Origin of the sequence: Caulobacter vibrioides, from assembly GCF_002310375.3 — a bacterium.
Taxonomy (GTDB): domain Bacteria; phylum Pseudomonadota; class Alphaproteobacteria; order Caulobacterales; family Caulobacteraceae; genus Caulobacter; species Caulobacter vibrioides_D.
Window position 1 is genome coordinate 1,641,746 of record NZ_CP023315.3, and the last position, 13,711, is coordinate 1,655,456.

General features: G+C 66.3%; 14 protein-coding genes. 5 read left to right on the top strand and 9 right to left on the bottom strand.

The genetic code is table 11. The annotated features are described in order from the left end of the window. The first annotated feature begins 2 nt into the window (after positions 1 to 2). Together CA606_RS07885 and CA606_RS07890 are read left to right on the top strand one after the other, a co-directional pair. Complete coding sequence (locus tag CA606_RS07885; protein WP_096051636.1) at positions 3 to 623, top strand: hypothetical protein; 621 nt, start codon at positions 3 to 5, stop codon at positions 621 to 623. Between the two features lie 193 nt (positions 624 to 816). Next, positions 817 to 1,380: a hypothetical protein gene (locus CA606_RS07890; RefSeq protein ID WP_096051635.1), complete on the top strand. Its 564-nt coding sequence runs from the start codon at positions 817 to 819 to the stop codon at positions 1,378 to 1,380. A gap of 191 nt (positions 1,381 to 1,571) precedes the next feature. On the opposite strand, the gene CA606_RS07895 is transcribed toward CA606_RS07890, so the two are convergent. The 9 genes from CA606_RS07895 to cyoA all read right to left on the bottom strand — a co-directional run bounded on the left by CA606_RS07895 (position 1,572) and on the right by cyoA (position 10,784). Next, on the bottom strand, positions 1,572 to 2,300 hold the full coding sequence (locus CA606_RS07895; RefSeq protein WP_096051634.1) for a response regulator transcription factor: 729 nt from the start codon (positions 2,298 to 2,300) through the stop codon (positions 1,572 to 1,574). Further along, positions 2,301 to 3,932 (bottom strand): sensor histidine kinase, encoded by a 1,632-nt coding sequence (locus CA606_RS07900; protein ID WP_096051633.1) that lies wholly within the window; start codon positions 3,930 to 3,932, stop codon positions 2,301 to 2,303. It abuts the gene before it with no gap. 151 nt (positions 3,933 to 4,083) lie between these two features. Continuing rightward, positions 4,084 to 4,614 carry a response regulator transcription factor gene (locus CA606_RS07905; RefSeq protein WP_096051632.1) on the bottom strand — a complete coding sequence of 177 codons (531 nt, stop codon included), beginning with the start codon at positions 4,612 to 4,614 and terminating at the stop codon, positions 4,084 to 4,086. Continuing rightward, entirely contained in the window at positions 4,607 to 5,956 is a 1,350-nt protein-coding gene (locus CA606_RS07910; RefSeq protein ID WP_096051631.1) for an ATP-binding protein, read from the bottom strand. Before CA606_RS07910 ends, CA606_RS07905 begins: the two co-directional genes overlap by 8 nt. After that, entirely contained in the window at positions 5,953 to 6,690 is a 738-nt protein-coding gene (locus CA606_RS07915; protein WP_096051630.1) for an SURF1 family protein, read from the bottom strand. Before CA606_RS07915 ends, CA606_RS07910 begins: the two co-directional genes overlap by 4 nt. Further along, positions 6,687 to 7,079 (bottom strand): cytochrome o ubiquinol oxidase subunit IV, encoded by a 393-nt coding sequence (gene cyoD / locus CA606_RS07920; RefSeq protein ID WP_096051629.1) that lies wholly within the window; start codon positions 7,077 to 7,079, stop codon positions 6,687 to 6,689. The genes CA606_RS07915 and cyoD overlap by 4 nt, the downstream gene beginning before the upstream one ends. Further along, a complete protein-coding gene (cyoC, locus tag CA606_RS07925) occupies positions 7,076 to 7,702 on the bottom strand; it encodes a cytochrome o ubiquinol oxidase subunit III (RefSeq protein ID WP_096051628.1) in 627 nt (208 codons plus the stop codon). The genes cyoD and cyoC overlap by 4 nt, the downstream gene beginning before the upstream one ends. Positions 7,703 to 7,704: 2 nt before the next feature. Further along, positions 7,705 to 9,702 carry a cytochrome o ubiquinol oxidase subunit I gene (gene cyoB, locus CA606_RS07930; protein WP_096053834.1) on the bottom strand — a complete coding sequence of 666 codons (1,998 nt, stop codon included), beginning with the start codon at positions 9,700 to 9,702 and terminating at the stop codon, positions 7,705 to 7,707. Between the two features lie 20 nt (positions 9,703 to 9,722). Further along, entirely contained in the window at positions 9,723 to 10,784 is a 1,062-nt protein-coding gene (gene cyoA, locus CA606_RS07935) for a ubiquinol oxidase subunit II (RefSeq protein WP_096053835.1), read from the bottom strand. 211 nt (positions 10,785 to 10,995) lie between these two features. On the opposite strand from cyoA, the gene CA606_RS07940 reads away from it, so the two are divergent. From CA606_RS07940 to CA606_RS07950, 3 genes are all read left to right on the top strand, one after another. Next, on the top strand, positions 10,996 to 12,336 hold the full coding sequence (locus CA606_RS07940) for an MFS transporter (protein ID WP_096051627.1): 1,341 nt from the start codon (positions 10,996 to 10,998) through the stop codon (positions 12,334 to 12,336). A gap of 96 nt (positions 12,337 to 12,432) precedes the next feature. Further along, positions 12,433 to 12,837 carry a DUF2946 family protein gene (locus CA606_RS07945; protein ID WP_096051626.1) on the top strand — a complete coding sequence of 135 codons (405 nt, stop codon included), beginning with the start codon at positions 12,433 to 12,435 and terminating at the stop codon, positions 12,835 to 12,837. Between the two features lie 145 nt (positions 12,838 to 12,982). Beyond that, positions 12,983 to 13,648 (top strand): GntR family transcriptional regulator, encoded by a 666-nt coding sequence (locus CA606_RS07950; protein ID WP_096051625.1) that lies wholly within the window; start codon positions 12,983 to 12,985, stop codon positions 13,646 to 13,648. Positions 13,649 to 13,711 lie beyond the last annotated feature (63 nt).

A 13,711-nucleotide genomic window follows, 5' to 3' on the forward strand; every position in this document is an offset into this window, starting at 1 on the left:
ACATGATCGCGCCCAAACTCTCGATTGGCTCGGCGGGCCTGGCTCTGCTGCTGGCCGCCGGCGCCGCCCACGCCGGTGTGGGCGACAAGCCCGTCGCCGCCTCCCTGGTGAAGATGACGCCCGACCAGATCGCTCAGCGCATCGACGTCCGCGATGATCCGCTGGAGGACTACGTGCTGTTCAGCACCAAGCCGGTTCACCGCAAGGGCGGGGTCACGAACGGCGTGGCGGTCAACGACGGCTTCATCAAGGCTACGAAGTCGCGAGGCGGCGAGGGCGTGACCTGGCGCGTCAGCTACGACTTCACCTACTTCGGCGCCCGTCGCGACGTGACCACGGTGCACGTCCGGACGAGCGATGGCCTGTTGAAAATCAGCCCGTCGGCGGTGCGTCGCTGGACGGAGGAGTGCGTGGACTCGGCCATCACCTGCAGCCAGCATATGACGGTTGAGTTCGAGGCTCCGGAGCGGGTCATCCGCGATATCGCCGCCGCGTACCGGCCTGGCGATCGGACGCCGTGGAGGCTCCGCTTCAAGGACGATCAAGGCGATGGCGTGACGGTGGGTCTGGCCCCGGTCGAGGTCGCCGGCTTGGTCGGCGCCGTTGACAGCTGGAAGCCGTAGCAAGACGTATCGGGCCACCGTCAGAGGTGAGCTTCAGGCCGCGCCGCCACGGGCTGCGCGGCCTTTCTCGTTAGGGGCTCAAGGTGACGAAGGCCCTGTAATCCGCCGTTCATCCTCGCGACAGTTGAGGTTCACTGGAGGGATCTAGACCTGATCACACGGCGCTCGGCGCCAATCAGATCAGGAGAATGACATGACCCCCCGCTCTCTCATCGCCGCTGGTGCGCTCTTTGCGGCGGTTGCGACCGCTCCGGCCGCCTGGGCGAGCAACACCTATTCTGGCGCTCTGACCGAGGCCGAAGTGCTGGCGGCTCAGAAGGCCTGGGGTGAGGCGCTGGTGGCCATCGCCCGCGAGCATGAGGTCGGCGGCCAAGCCAAGGCCAAGGCGCTGGCCAGCACCGTTCTGGACAAGGCCTACGGCTACAACCTGGGTCCGGTGCTGTTCAAGCCGACGCTGACCATGGCGCCGCAGACCTTCCGCACCACCAAGGACGGTGCGCTGGCCTATTTCGTCGGCGGTGATCCGAACTATCCCAATGACAAGGGCTTCGCCCTGCAGGGCTGGCGTTCGGTCGAGATCAAGAACGCCGCCGTCCAGATCCACGGCGATGTCGCCACCACGACCGGCAACGTCATGATCACCGACAAGAACGGCAAGGTGACGACGGTCGACAAGACCTGGGCCTTCAAGAAGACCGACGACGGCGCGATCCGCATCGTCGTTCACCACTCCTCGCTGCCCTACGCGGCGAAGTAATCCCCACGCCCCTTCTCGCAACCCACTGACTTCGCCCGCGCGGATCCTCCCCCGCGCGGGCTTTTCCGTGGGCGACGCCAGAGCGTTCTCCGATCAGTGTGAAGCGGTGATTGGATTGAAGAACGCTCTAAGCTTTTGAAATAGCTATCTTTTTATCCGATCTGACGGATTCAATCAGATCGGAAAGGGCTCTAGGCGCCCAAGGGGACTTTCGCCGGATCAGGCTCGAGCCGATATCCAAGTCCCCTGACCGTGGTGAGGAACGACGGTGCGTTCGGGGGATCGATCTTGGCGCGCAACCTGCGAACATAGACATCGACCACATTCGTCAGGGGATCCTCGTCCACGCCCCATACATTCGAGAGGATGCGCTCGCGGCTCAGGACGCGGCCCGGCGAGGAAAGAAACAGCTCCAGAAGCGCAAGCTCCCGCGCGGTCAGAACCACCTCTTCGCCGTCACGGGACACCCGCATGGTCGTCCTGTCCAGCTCGACGCCGCCGGCCTTGAGCTTGCGATTGGCGGGCGCGCGTTGGTCACGCGATCGGCGAAGCAGGGCTTCGATGCGGGCGAGGAGTTCCTCGAACGAGAACGGCTTGACCAGATAGTCGTCGGCGCCCGTCCTCAGTCCCGTCACGCGGTCGTCCACGGCGCCCAGCGCAGTCAGCATCAGCACGGGCGTCAGGACGCCCGACGCCCTAAGGGTCTGGCAGACCTCCATACCGGTCATCTTCGGCAGCATCAGGTCCAGCAGGATGACCCCGCGCTGATCCAGCTCCCGCAGCATCGCGTCCAGGTCGCGGGCCGCCTCCAGGCCGCTGATCCCGTCGCGCGCGACGCGGACCTTGTAGCCCTCCGCCTTCAGTCCACGTTCGAGGAAGTCCGCGACGCGCGTATCGTCCTCCACCACGAGGATGTGCATCTAGTTGGCTCCTTCGAGGTACGCGTTGGCCGCGCAGGGCAGGGTCAAGATCGCGCTGACGCCCTGGCCCGGCTCGCTGCGCAGGGTGAGGGCGCCGCCCTGGCGCTCCGCCAGCGCCTTGGCGATGGGGAGCCCAAGGCCTGTCCCGTCCGCCCGATGGGCTCGGGCCGCCGCCGAGCGGAAGCCGCGTTCGAACACCCGCGCCAAGTCGACCTCGGTAATCCCGATGCCCCGATCGCTGATCTCCAGGCGCCAGGTCCCCGGGGCGTCCGCCGGCGCGCCGGCGACGATGTCGACGGTGCCGCCAGGCTGAGAGTAACGGATCGCGTTGTCCAGCAGCAGCGCCATGACCTGTTGCAGCCGTTGTCCATCCGCTGCGACCCGCACCACGCCGTCGTCTATGTCGACCCGCAGTTCGACTTCGCGGACGTGCGCGACGGGCGAGAGCGTAGCGATGGCTTCTTCCAGCGCCTGTCGTGGGTCCATGTCCGTCAGATTGAGATGCAGCAGCTCGGCGTCGCTGCGGGCCATCATCAGCAGATCCTCGATCAGCGCGCCCATCTGTCGGGACGCTTGCGTGATGCGTTGGAGGGCCTCGCGATAGTCCTCCATTGACTTGCTGCCGCGCAGCGCGACCTCGGCTTCGCCCCGAATGGCGGTCATAGGGGTGCGGAGTTCGTGGCTGATGTCACCCAGCAGCTGTCGTCGTCGCGCCTCGACCTGGCGCAGTTCGGCCAGAGCCGCTTCCAGTTCCTCGGTTCGCGTGGCGACCTGAATCTCGAGACCCGCCCGCAGCTCGGCCTCCTGTTCGCGTCGCGCCGAAAGTTCCGCGGCCATGTGGTTCATGCTGGCCCCCAGGTGCGCAAACTCCAGGAACCCACGCTCGGGCATGCGGTGGTCCAGGCGTCCCTGCTCGAACGCCTTGGCGCCGTCGGACATCGCCGCCAGCGGGCGGCGCAGGGCCCGGATGAAATAGATGGCGAGGCTGATCGCAATCAGGCTGAGTGTACCTGCGGCGGACCAGCTCAGAAGCTTCACCCGCTCAAGATAGAGATCGGCCGTTTCTCGTGTTCGCTTGAGAATCTCGGCTTCGGTGCGGATGCGCTCATTGAGGATCTCGCGCAGATCCCGGCCAGCGCCCTTGTCGAAAACAGTCTCAATCTCGGCCCAAGCCGCCAAGGCGTCCTGGGTTGGGCCACGCCGATTGATCTCGGCGATCCGCTCCTGCAGCGAGACGACGCTTTGCGAGAGCAGCTTCAGCGCATCGTTGCGCTCTGACCCCTCCCGCGACTCGATGCCCATCGCCCGATCCATCTGCTCGGCGCGAGCGCTCAGATCCTGAAGGCGGACGATGGCGTCCGCCATGCGCAGCCGGAGCATCTCGCCGTCGCCAGGGGTGTGAGGCGCGCCGATCAGAGCGCGCAGGGACCAGGCGCGTAGACGCTGCTTGGTCGCCGAGAGCTCCCAGAACGCGCTTTGCAGGTCGCCGGCGACCCGCCCGCGCATCACCTGGTGTTCCGCCCGGTCGGCGATCCAGGCCGCCAAACCGCCCTGCGCCAGCGCGAGCGACGCCATCAAGGCGAAGGCCACCGTCAGACGGGTGGAGAACAATGGCTTCACCCGGGTCTCCATGGATTGCGGCGCCACTATCAGAGATATGGCGCCAGCTTGGCTTTCGCCACAGGCCGGGCGGCGCGTTTGCGACAATTGTGTTTCCACTGGCGAGCGTCTTCGTGAATGGTCTTGGCTCCAGGACCGATCGGAGCGCCGCGCGCGGTCGTCGTCAGGCGATGCGGCGCTTTTCGAGCTTTCGGGCCAGGGTTCGGCGATGCATGCCCAGGCGCCGTGCGGCCTCAGAAATGTTGAAGTCGGTCTCGACCAGGGTCTGGTGGATCCGCTCCCATTCCAGGTTCTTGATGGACGTCGCGCGACCGTCGATCGTCGCGCCCGCATCACCCTCCCGCTTCTGGAAGGCGGCCTCGATATCGTCGGTGTTGGAGGGCTTGGCTAGGTAGTGGCAGGCGCCCAGCTTGATGGCCTCGACCGCAGTGGCGATGCTGGCGAAGCCCGTGAGCACGACGATCAGCATGCTCGGATCATGCGCGGCCAGGGCGCGGACGCAGGCCAGGCCTGACTCGCCGGCCAGTTTCAGATCCACCACGGCGTATCGCGGCGCGAACGTTTCCAGGGCGGCGAGGGCTTCTTCCAGGCCGCGGACATGGGCGACCGCGTAGTCGCGTCGCTCGAAGGACCGCTTGAGCGTGGCGGCGAACTTGTCGTCGTCCTCGATCAGCATCAGGCGCCGTTCAGCCATTTCGCGTGATCTCCAGCGCCGACAGCGGAAACCGCATCGTTACGCGCGCGCCGCCCTCGGGCGGATTTGAGGCCGCGACCGCGCCGCCCAGCTTGCGCAGCACGTTCACGACGAGGAAGAGGCCAAGGCCTCCTCCAACCCGGCCCTTGGTCGAGTTGTAGGGCTTTCCGAAGTCCTCCAGCGCGCTGGGGGTGAAGCCAGGGCCGTCGTCCTCGACCTCGATCCGCACCCAGCCGTCGCGGACGGCGGCGCGAAGGCGTACGACGCTGGTGGTCGCCTCCAGCGCATTGTCGAGCACGTTGTGGACGCCCTGCTTGAGGGTCGACTCCGCGACGATCGGCGTCGCGTCCAACAGGTCGGTCTCGTAGACGAGAATCCGATCGTCGCGGGTGGCGCGCCACTCGCCGATCACCTCGTCCATGAAGGCGCGCAGGGTGCTGGCGCGCACCTCGCCGCCGCGCGCTTCGCCTGCCGATTGCAGCACGCCGGTCACGATCGCCTTACAGCGCCGGACCTCGCCGCGCATATCCTCGAGCTCTTGGGCGAGTTCGGGATTGGCCTTGAACAGCGGCATGCGTCGCCAGTCGCCGAGGATGACGTCAAGCGTCGCCAAGGGCGTCCCCAGCTCGTGCGCCGCGCCGGAGGCCAGGAGGCCCATGCGGACAATATGGGTCTCCTCGGCCGCGCGTTGGCGCATCTGCGCCAGGCGCGCGTCGTGGCGGCGAAGGTTGGCGTTGATCCGTCCCACGAAGGTGACCAGCAGCAGCGCGTCCAGGACCACGCCGATCAGCATCCCCAGGATGAAAAGCTCGAAGAACGCCTGGTCGCTCAGGCCCGTGGCGATGATCGGACGGTTGAAGCCGACCAGCGCCAAGAAGCAGGAGCTGATCAGGGCGACGATCGCCCAGGTGGCCCAGGCTTCTAGCAGTACGGCCCCAAGGATCACGTGCAGCAGATAGAGGGTCGTGAACGGGTTCGAGGCCCCGCCGCTGAAATAGAGCTGGATGGTCAGGGCCAGCGCGTCGAACGCCAGCGCGGCGAACAGCTCGTAACGGCCCAGCGGCTCGATCCGCTTGAGCCGCAACAGGCTGAAGAGATTCAGCAGGATCAGCGCCAGCAGCACCAGCATCATGGCCGGCAGCGGCAGCTTGAACCCGAGGCTGAAATGCACAACCAGGATCGTCACGACCTGACCGAACACGGCGATCCAGCGCAGGTGGATCAGCTGCAGCATGTTCTGCCGCGCGATCGCGTCGGCGGGTCCGTTGGCGTTCTCGGCGGCGCGCGCGCCCGAGAGCCAGCCGGACACACCGGAGATCACCATGCTGGCTGTGGGCGTCATGCCGCTCCTTCGTCACGGTTCCGGCGCGCATCCCGAAGGACGAACACGCCCGCGCCGCCGCAGAAGGCGGCGAGGCTGAACCAGGTCAGGGCATAGATAAGGTGGCTGTTGGCGAAGCGCACCACGGTCAGGCCGCCGCGCGGCCAGCCGCCGGGATTGGGCGTGTTATCGGCGTCGATGAAGTAGGGCGCGGTCACCCCAAGGCCGCGCGCCTTGGCGATCGCGGCGATGTCTCTTGAGTACCAGCGGCCTTCGTCCGGCCGGTTGGCGCGCAGGAAGCCGCCGCCCGGTTCGCTGAAGCGCAGCAGTCCGGTGATCGTCACCGGACCGACCAGTCGCCCCAATGGGCGCTGGGCCGGATCGCGCCGCGCCGCAGGCACGAAGCCCCGGTTGACCAGCACGGTGAAGCCCTCAGCGCCGCGCAGCGGCGTCATCACCCAGAACCCCGGCCCCAGATCGGTCACGGCCTGGGTCAGGGTTTCGCCGCGATGATCCAGCACGCCGGTGACGCTCACGCGGCGATAGGCGGCGGAGGTCGGCGAGAGGCTCTTCCAGTCACCGGGCCCCGGGGCGGGAGAGGGCGCGGCGTGGATGCGCTGGTCGACCTGGGCGATCAGCTCCAGCTTCCAGGCCCGCCGCTGCAGTTGCCAGCCGCCGAGCGCCAGAAACAGCGCCGTGAAAGCGACGCAGAGCCCGACCAGCGCAAGTCCAGGAGCCTTCGCCCTCCGGGTCACGGCATCTGCTGCATGTCGTGGTTCATGTCCGGCATCATGTGGGTGTTCAGGTTGTGCATCACCCAGAGCGAGCCAGCCAGCGTGATCACCACCAGGATCAAGGTGAACATCAGGGCCAGCATCGTCCATCCGCCCTCCGAGCGGCTGTTCATGTGCAGGAAGTAGATCATGTGAACCACCACCTGGATCACCGCCAGGCCCATCACCGCCACGGCGGTCATCTGGGCGTTGGGCAGGACGTCGGCCATGACCAGCCAGAACGGGATGGCGGTCAGGATCACGGCCAGGACAAAGCCGATCACATAGTCCTTCCGCGTCCCATGGGCGCCGCCGTGATCGTCGTCGTGGTGCTCATGGGCGGGGTGCGCATCATGGCTGGCGGCGTTCATTTCAGGACTCCCAGCAGGTAGACGAACGAGAAGACGCCGATCCAGATGACGTCCAGGAAGTGCCAGAACATCGACAGGCACATCAGTCGGCGTCGCATCTCGACGCCGAGGCCGCGCTGGGCGACCTGGACCATCAGGGTGACCAGCCAGATGACGCCGAAGGTCACGTGCAGGCCGTGCGTTCCGACCAGCACGAAGAACGACGACAGGAACGCGCTGCGCTGCGGCGTGGCGCCCTCGTGGATCAGGTGCGCGAACTCATAGATTTCCAGCGACAGGAAGCCGACGCCCAGCAGACCGGTGACGCCTAGCCAGATCAGCACCGGCTTCACCTTCCGGGCCTGGGCCGCGATCATCGCAAAGCCGTAGGTGATCGAGGACAGCAGCAGCAGACCGGTGTTGATGGCCACAAGCTTCAGGTCGAACAGGTCCGCGCCTGACGGTCCGGCCGCGTAGCTCTGTCCCAGGACAGCGTAGCAGGCGAACAGGACCGCGAAGATCAGGCAGTCGCTCATCAGGTAGATCCAGAACCCCAGCAGGGTTCCGTTCTCGGGGTGGTGCTCCTTGGTCAGGTAGAACTGGTTTGGATCGGCCGTTGATACGGCATGGGAATGAGCGGCCATGGTCAGGTCAGGCTCCGCAGGGCCTGGGTGCGGGCGTCCTCGACGCGGACGACCTCCTCGGCCGGGACATAGTAGTCACGCTTGAAGTTGAAGGTGTGGGCGATCGCGGCGCCGACCAGAGCGATGAAGCTCAAGACCGCCAGCCACCAGATGTGCCAGATCATCGCGAAACCGCAGACCACGCTCAGCCCCGCGAGCACAACGCCCGCCCAGGTGTTGGCCGGCATGTGGATCGGGATGAAGCCGCTGGTTGGCCGGACGTAGCCGCGTTGCTTCATGTCCCACCAGGCGTCCAGCTCGTGGACCACCGGGGTGAACGCGAAGTTGTAGGCCGGCGGCGGCGAGGACGTGGACCACTCCAGGGTGCGGCCGTCCCACGGATCGCCGGTCTCGTCGCGCAGCGCCTCGCGATTGCGGATGCTGACCACGATCTGGACGATGAAGGCGATGATGCCGAACAGGATCAGCACTGCGCCGAACGCCGCGATCATGAACCAGATCTGCAGGGACGGGTCCTCGAAGTGGCTGACGCGTCGCGTCACGCCCATCAGGCCCAGCACGTACAGCGGCATGAAGGCGAAGTAGAAGCCGCTCAGCCAGAACCAGAACGACAGCTTTCCCCAGAACGGATCGAGGCGGAAGCCGAACGCCTTGGGGAACCAGTAGACGATGCCGGCGAACATGCCGAACACCACGCCGCCGATGATCACGTTGTGGAAGTGGGCGATCAGGAACAGGCTGTTGTGCAGCACGAAGTCGGCGGGCGGAACGGCCAGCAGCACGCCGGTCATACCGCCGATCACGAAGGTGACCATGAAGCCCATGGTCCACAGCATCGGAACCTCGAACCGGATACGGCCCCGGTACATCGTGAACAGCCAGTTGAAGATCTTCGCCCCTGTGGGGATCGAGATGATCATGGTGGTGATGCCGAAGAACGCATTCACGGACGCGCCCGAGCCCATCGTGAAGAAGTGGTGCAGCCAGACGATGTACGACAGCAGCGTGATGACGACGGTGGCGTAGACCATCGAGCTGTAGCCGAAGAGACGCTTGCGGCAGAAGGTCGCGACGACCTCGGAGAACACGCCGAACGCCGGCAGGATCAGGATGTAGACCTCGGGGTGACCCCAGATCCAGATCAGGTTCACGTACATCATCGGGTTGCCCCCGAAGTCGTTCGTGAAGAAGTTGGTGCCTAGATAACGGTCCGCTGACAGCAGGCCCAGGACGGCGGTCAGGATCGGGAAGGCCGCGACGATCAGCACGTTGGTGCACAGCGCGGTCCAGGTGAAGACCGGCATCTTCATCAGGCTCATGCCCGGGGCGCGCATCTTCACGATGGTCACGACCAGGTTGATGCCTGACAGCAGTGTGCCGACCCCGGCGATCTGTAGCGCCCAGATATAGTAGTCGACCCCGACGCCCGGACTGTAGGCGATGTTCGACAGGGGCGGGTAGGCCAGCCAGCCCGTGCGCGCGAACTCGCCCACGAACAGCGAGGCCATCACCAGCACCGCGCCGCCGACGGTCATCCAGAAGCTGAAGTTGTTCAGGAACGGGAACGAGACGTCACGCGCGCCGATCTGCAGCGGCACCACCAGATTCATCAGGCCCGTGACCAGCGGCATGGCCACGAAGAAGATCATGATCACGCCGTGGGCCGTGAAGATCTGGTCGTAGTGGTCCGGCGGCAGGTAGCCGGCGGCGTCACCGAACGCCATGGCCTGTTGCGCGCGCATCATCAGCGCGTCGGCGAAGCCGCGCAGCAGCATGATGATCGCCAGGATGATGTACATCACCCCGATCTTCTTGTGGTCGACGCTGGTCAGCCACTCGCGCCACAGATAGCCCCACAGCTTGTAGCGGGTCAGCAGGGCCAGCACGGTGAGGCCGCCGAGAACGACGACCGAGAAGGTGACCAGCAGGATCGGTTCGTGCAGCGGAATGGCGTCCCAGGTGAGACGGCCGAAGATGAACTTGACGAGGTCCGGGGACATGAAAGGCCTCTGGAAAAGGATCAGCGCGCGGGCGGGGCGGTAAAAGGCGCGCAAAGTGCGGCGACGAACGTGCGCAGGCCGCCGCCTTCGCCGCGTCGGACGCGTTTGTCGTATTCGAGCGTGGTGACGTTGTAGACGCCGGCCATGCCCAGGCCGCCCTTGGCGTCGATGCGCATCATGTCGTGCTGGCACATCTTGCCAGGCTCGACGCAGCGATTGACGGCCCGGTGGAACAGGTCCTCGTCCACGGCGGCGAAGCGCTGGGGCGGGACCTTCTGACTGGGCTTTTCAAGGACGAGGTAGCGAGAGCCGTCCAGGCGACCGCCGCCCTTGCGGACCTCAGCGGTCCAGCGCGCGAAGTCCGCCTCGCTCATGCCGCGGAACTTGAAGCGCATGTGCGAGAAGCCGTCGCCGCTGTAGTTGGCCGAGAAGCCCTCGAACTGGCCGGGCTTGTTGATCACCGCGTGCAGCTTGGTGGTCATGCCGGGCATGGCGTAGATCTGACCCGCCAGAGCCGGCACGTAGAACGAGTTCATCACCGACGAGCTGGTCAGCTCGAAGTTCAGCGGCCGATCGACCGGCGCGGCCATCTCGTTGACCGTGGCGATGCCCAGTTCGGGATAGATGAACAGCCACTTCCAATCGAGCGCGACGACCTGGACCCTGAGCGGCTTGATGTTCTCGGCCGAGCGCCCGGGCGCGATGCGGTCCAGCGGCCGATAGGGGTCCAGCAGGTGCGTGCTGGTCCAGGTCACCGCGCCCAGGATGGTGATGATCACCAGCGGCGCGGCCCAGATCACGATCTCCAGGCGGGTGGAGTGGTGCCAGTCGGGAGCGTAGGTCGCCTCCTCGTTCGACGACCGGTACTTCCAGGCGAAGAACAGGGTCAGGGCGATGACCGGGACGATGATCAACAACATCAGCACAGTCGCGAGGATGATCAGGTCGCGCTGCTGGTTGGCGATGTCGCCGGACGGGTTCATCACCACCCAGTCGCAGCCGCCCAGCGCCAGCAAGGCTGGCGCGAGCAACAACGACTTGAGGGCGCGTGACGACAGGGGGGATCTGAAGCTTGGTCGCATGATGACGCGCGATACGCCACGGCGCCGCACCACGACATTGGACCGTTTGTCCTAGGTCAATGCGCTCTCACCAAATTGATCGGTTGGGGCCGAAATGGCGACGAAGGTGTTTGCCTAGCGGTCCGGCCTCGTCGCATGCTCGCATTCAGATCGCCGGAAAGGCGGCATGTATCGACCGGGACGGAAACGAAAGACAAGGGTAGGGCGGCTCATGGCGCGCGAACTGGCGATCCCCACTTCCTCGGGCCTGGAGCGCGACGCGCGACGTATGCACGCCGACGACAGGGGCGTACGTCCCGGCGAGATCGCCCTGGGCGTCGTCATCGGCCGCACCTCGGAGTTCTTCGACTTTTTCGTCTACGCCATCGCCTCGGTGCTGGTGTTCCCGCAGCTGGTGTTTCCCTTCGTCGACCGGCTGACCGGGGTGATGCTGGCCTTCGCCCTGTTCGCCCTGGCCTTCATCGCCCGTCCGTTCGGTTCGGTGATCTTCGGCGCGATCGACCGGCGCTATGGGCGCGGGGTCAAGCTGACCATCGCACTGTTTTTGCTGGGCGGTTCCACAGCGGTGATCAGCCTGCTGCCCAGCTACGCGGCCGTCGGTCCGCTGGCCATCTGGGCGCTGGCGGCCTGCCGCGTCGGTCAGGGGTTGGCGCTGGCCGGCGCCTGGGACGGCATGGCCTCCCTGCTGGCCCTGAATGCGCCGGAGAACAAGCGCGGCTGGTACGCGATGATCCCGCAACTGGGCGCGCCGTTCGGCTTCATGCTGGCCAGTGGCCTGTTCGCCTATTTCGTCTCCACCCTGTCGACCGCCGATTTCCTGGACTGGGGCTGGCGCTATCCGTTCTTCGCGGCCTTCGCGATCAATGTCGTGGCGCTGTTCGCGCGGTTGCGCATCGTCGCCACCGAGGAGTTCGGCGCCCTGTTCGAGAACCGCGAGCTTCGCCCGACCCGCATCGCCAGCCTGCTGCGCGCCGAGGGCGGCAATGTGCTGATCGGCGCTTTCGCGCCGCTGGCGACCTTCGCGATGTTCCACCTCGTGACCGTGTTCCCGCTGTCCTGGGTGGTCCTGCATGGTGACAATCAGCAGGCCCTGACCTTCCTGCGTATCGAGCTCTTTGGCGCCCTGGTCGGCGTTGTCGGTATCCTTGCCTCAGGCTGGATCGCCGATCGGATCACTCGCCAGAACCAGCTGGCTCTGTCGGCCCTGCTGATCGGCGCCTTCAGCCTTCTCGCGCCGCGGCTGCTGGATGGCGGATCGGTGGGGCAGACGGCCTATGTGGTGATTGGCTTCGCGATCCTGGGGCTTTCTTTCGGTCAGGCTGCGGGGGCGGTCAGTTCGGGCTTCTCCAAGCGCTACCGCTATACCGGCGCAGCCCTGACATCGGACCTTTCGTGGCTGATCGGCGCGGGTTTCGCGCCGCTGGCGGCGCTGGGCCTCGCCAGCCTCTGGGGACTGCCGGCGATTGGCCTCTATCTCGCGTCGGGGGCCTTGGCGACGCTGCTGGCCTTGACCCTCGACCGGGCGCGGCGACGCCGCCGGGCGGCGCACTAGGCGCAGGAACCGCTCAACAGCCTGCATACAAGTATACATTCGCCCAGCGCCGGAATCGATCTTGGCCGGCTCCGCGAGGAGCGTTACGAGACTGGCGTGGACAAGGCCGCGCAAAAGCCTCTGTGGATCGATCTCGCGATGGCGTTCGCCCTCGTGGCGGCCTGTCTGCGCGTCCTCATACCCATCGGTTTCATGCCGGTGCTCGGCCATGGCGGCGCGCCGACCATTGTCATTTGCTCCAGCGCCGGCGCCAAGGTCGTGGCCGCGCCTTTGGGCGCCGCCGACGCGAGCGATCCGGCCCAGGATGGTCACAACACGGCGAAGGCGGACTGCGGGTTCGCCGGGCTGATCCATGCCGCCCCGCCGGTCTTGCCCAGTCTTGTGCTGCAGGCTGCGGGCCTGGTCACCGCCGCGAGCCTGGGCCCCGCCCTCGGGCGTGTGATGACCCTGCCGCTGCGCGCGCGGCCACCGCCCCAAACAGGCCCTCCGACCCAGATCTGACCTTTCGTCCGCGCGTCGTCGCTCGCGACGTCGCGCGCCTGTGTCAGATCACATCGGATAGTCCCATGCCGTCTTCGCGCCCTCTGTCCGGACCCGTTCCGGCGCGCCTATCGCACCCCGTCCTCTTCTCCGAAGGGGGGTGTGCATGATCCGCTCCGCCCCCAACGCCGCCGCGGCGGTCGCCGAACACCTTCGTGACCAGATCGTTCAAGGGCTGCTCCGGCCCGGCGTCCTACTTCGCCAGGAAGCTGTCGCCGCCGAGCTGGGCGTCAGCCGCATCCCGGTCTTCCACGCGCTCGCCAAGCTGGAGTCGGAAGGGCTGATCGAGATCTCGCCCAACCGCGCCGCCTTCGTTTCCACGCCCAGCGCGCGTCGTTGCCTGGAGATCTTTGATCTTCGCCGTCTCCTCGAAAGCGACATGCTCGCGCGGGCGATCGGCCAGCACACGCCCAAAACCCTGCGCGCGGTCAGGGCGGTGATGCTTGAGCTGGAGGACGATGAGGGTCCCCGCGCCTGGATCGCCGCCGATCGCCGCTACTACGCCGCCCTCTACGCGCCAGCCGATCGGGACCTGACCCTGATGACGGTGCAGAACCTGCGCAACGCCGTCGATCGGATCTACCTGGCCAGCGAACTGCCCGTGCTCGAACGCGAGGTGTGGATCGACCGCTATCAGGGCCTCTTCGACGCGGTCGCGGCGGGCGATCTCGAGCGTTCGGCGCTGCTGCTGAGCCGAAACATCCAAGCGATGCAGTCGCTTGTCGCCAGCCTTTTGCCAGACCAGCCCGCCAACGGAACGACAGGCGCCTAGCGCTCGGTCGTGGACGGCGTTGCGGTGTGGCGGCCCCCGCACCAACCGAGCGTCGTCCCGGCG

Excerpts from the sequence above, each read along its gene's own strand:
- cyoB (WP_096053834.1), bottom strand. The coding sequence starts at position 9,702 with ATGTCCCCGGACCTCGTCAAGTTCATCTTCGGCCGTCTCACCTGGGAC.
- CA606_RS07885 (WP_096051636.1), top strand. The coding sequence starts at position 3 with ATGATCGCGCCCAAACTCTCGATTGGCTCGGCGGGCCTGGCTCTGCTG.
- CA606_RS07890 (WP_096051635.1), top strand. The coding sequence starts at position 817 with ATGACCCCCCGCTCTCTCATCGCCGCTGGTGCGCTCTTTGCGGCGGTT.
- cyoC (WP_096051628.1), bottom strand. The coding sequence starts at position 7,702 with ATGGCCGCTCATTCCCATGCCGTATCAACGGCCGATCCAAACCAGTTC.
- CA606_RS07950 (WP_096051625.1), top strand. The coding sequence starts at position 12,983 with ATGATCCGCTCCGCCCCCAACGCCGCCGCGGCGGTCGCCGAACACCTT.
- cyoA (WP_096053835.1), bottom strand. The coding sequence starts at position 10,784 with ATGCGACCAAGCTTCAGATCCCCCCTGTCGTCACGCGCCCTCAAGTCG.
- CA606_RS07900 (WP_096051633.1), bottom strand. The coding sequence starts at position 3,932 with ATGGAGACCCGGGTGAAGCCATTGTTCTCCACCCGTCTGACGGTGGCC.
- CA606_RS07940 (WP_096051627.1), top strand. The coding sequence starts at position 10,996 with ATGGCGCGCGAACTGGCGATCCCCACTTCCTCGGGCCTGGAGCGCGAC.
- cyoD (WP_096051629.1), bottom strand. The coding sequence starts at position 7,079 with ATGAACGCCGCCAGCCATGATGCGCACCCCGCCCATGAGCACCACGAC.
- CA606_RS07910 (WP_096051631.1), bottom strand. The coding sequence starts at position 5,956 with ATGACGCCCACAGCCAGCATGGTGATCTCCGGTGTGTCCGGCTGGCTC.
- CA606_RS07905 (WP_096051632.1), bottom strand. The coding sequence starts at position 4,614 with ATGGCTGAACGGCGCCTGATGCTGATCGAGGACGACGACAAGTTCGCC.
- CA606_RS07895 (WP_096051634.1), bottom strand. The coding sequence starts at position 2,300 with ATGCACATCCTCGTGGTGGAGGACGATACGCGCGTCGCGGACTTCCTC.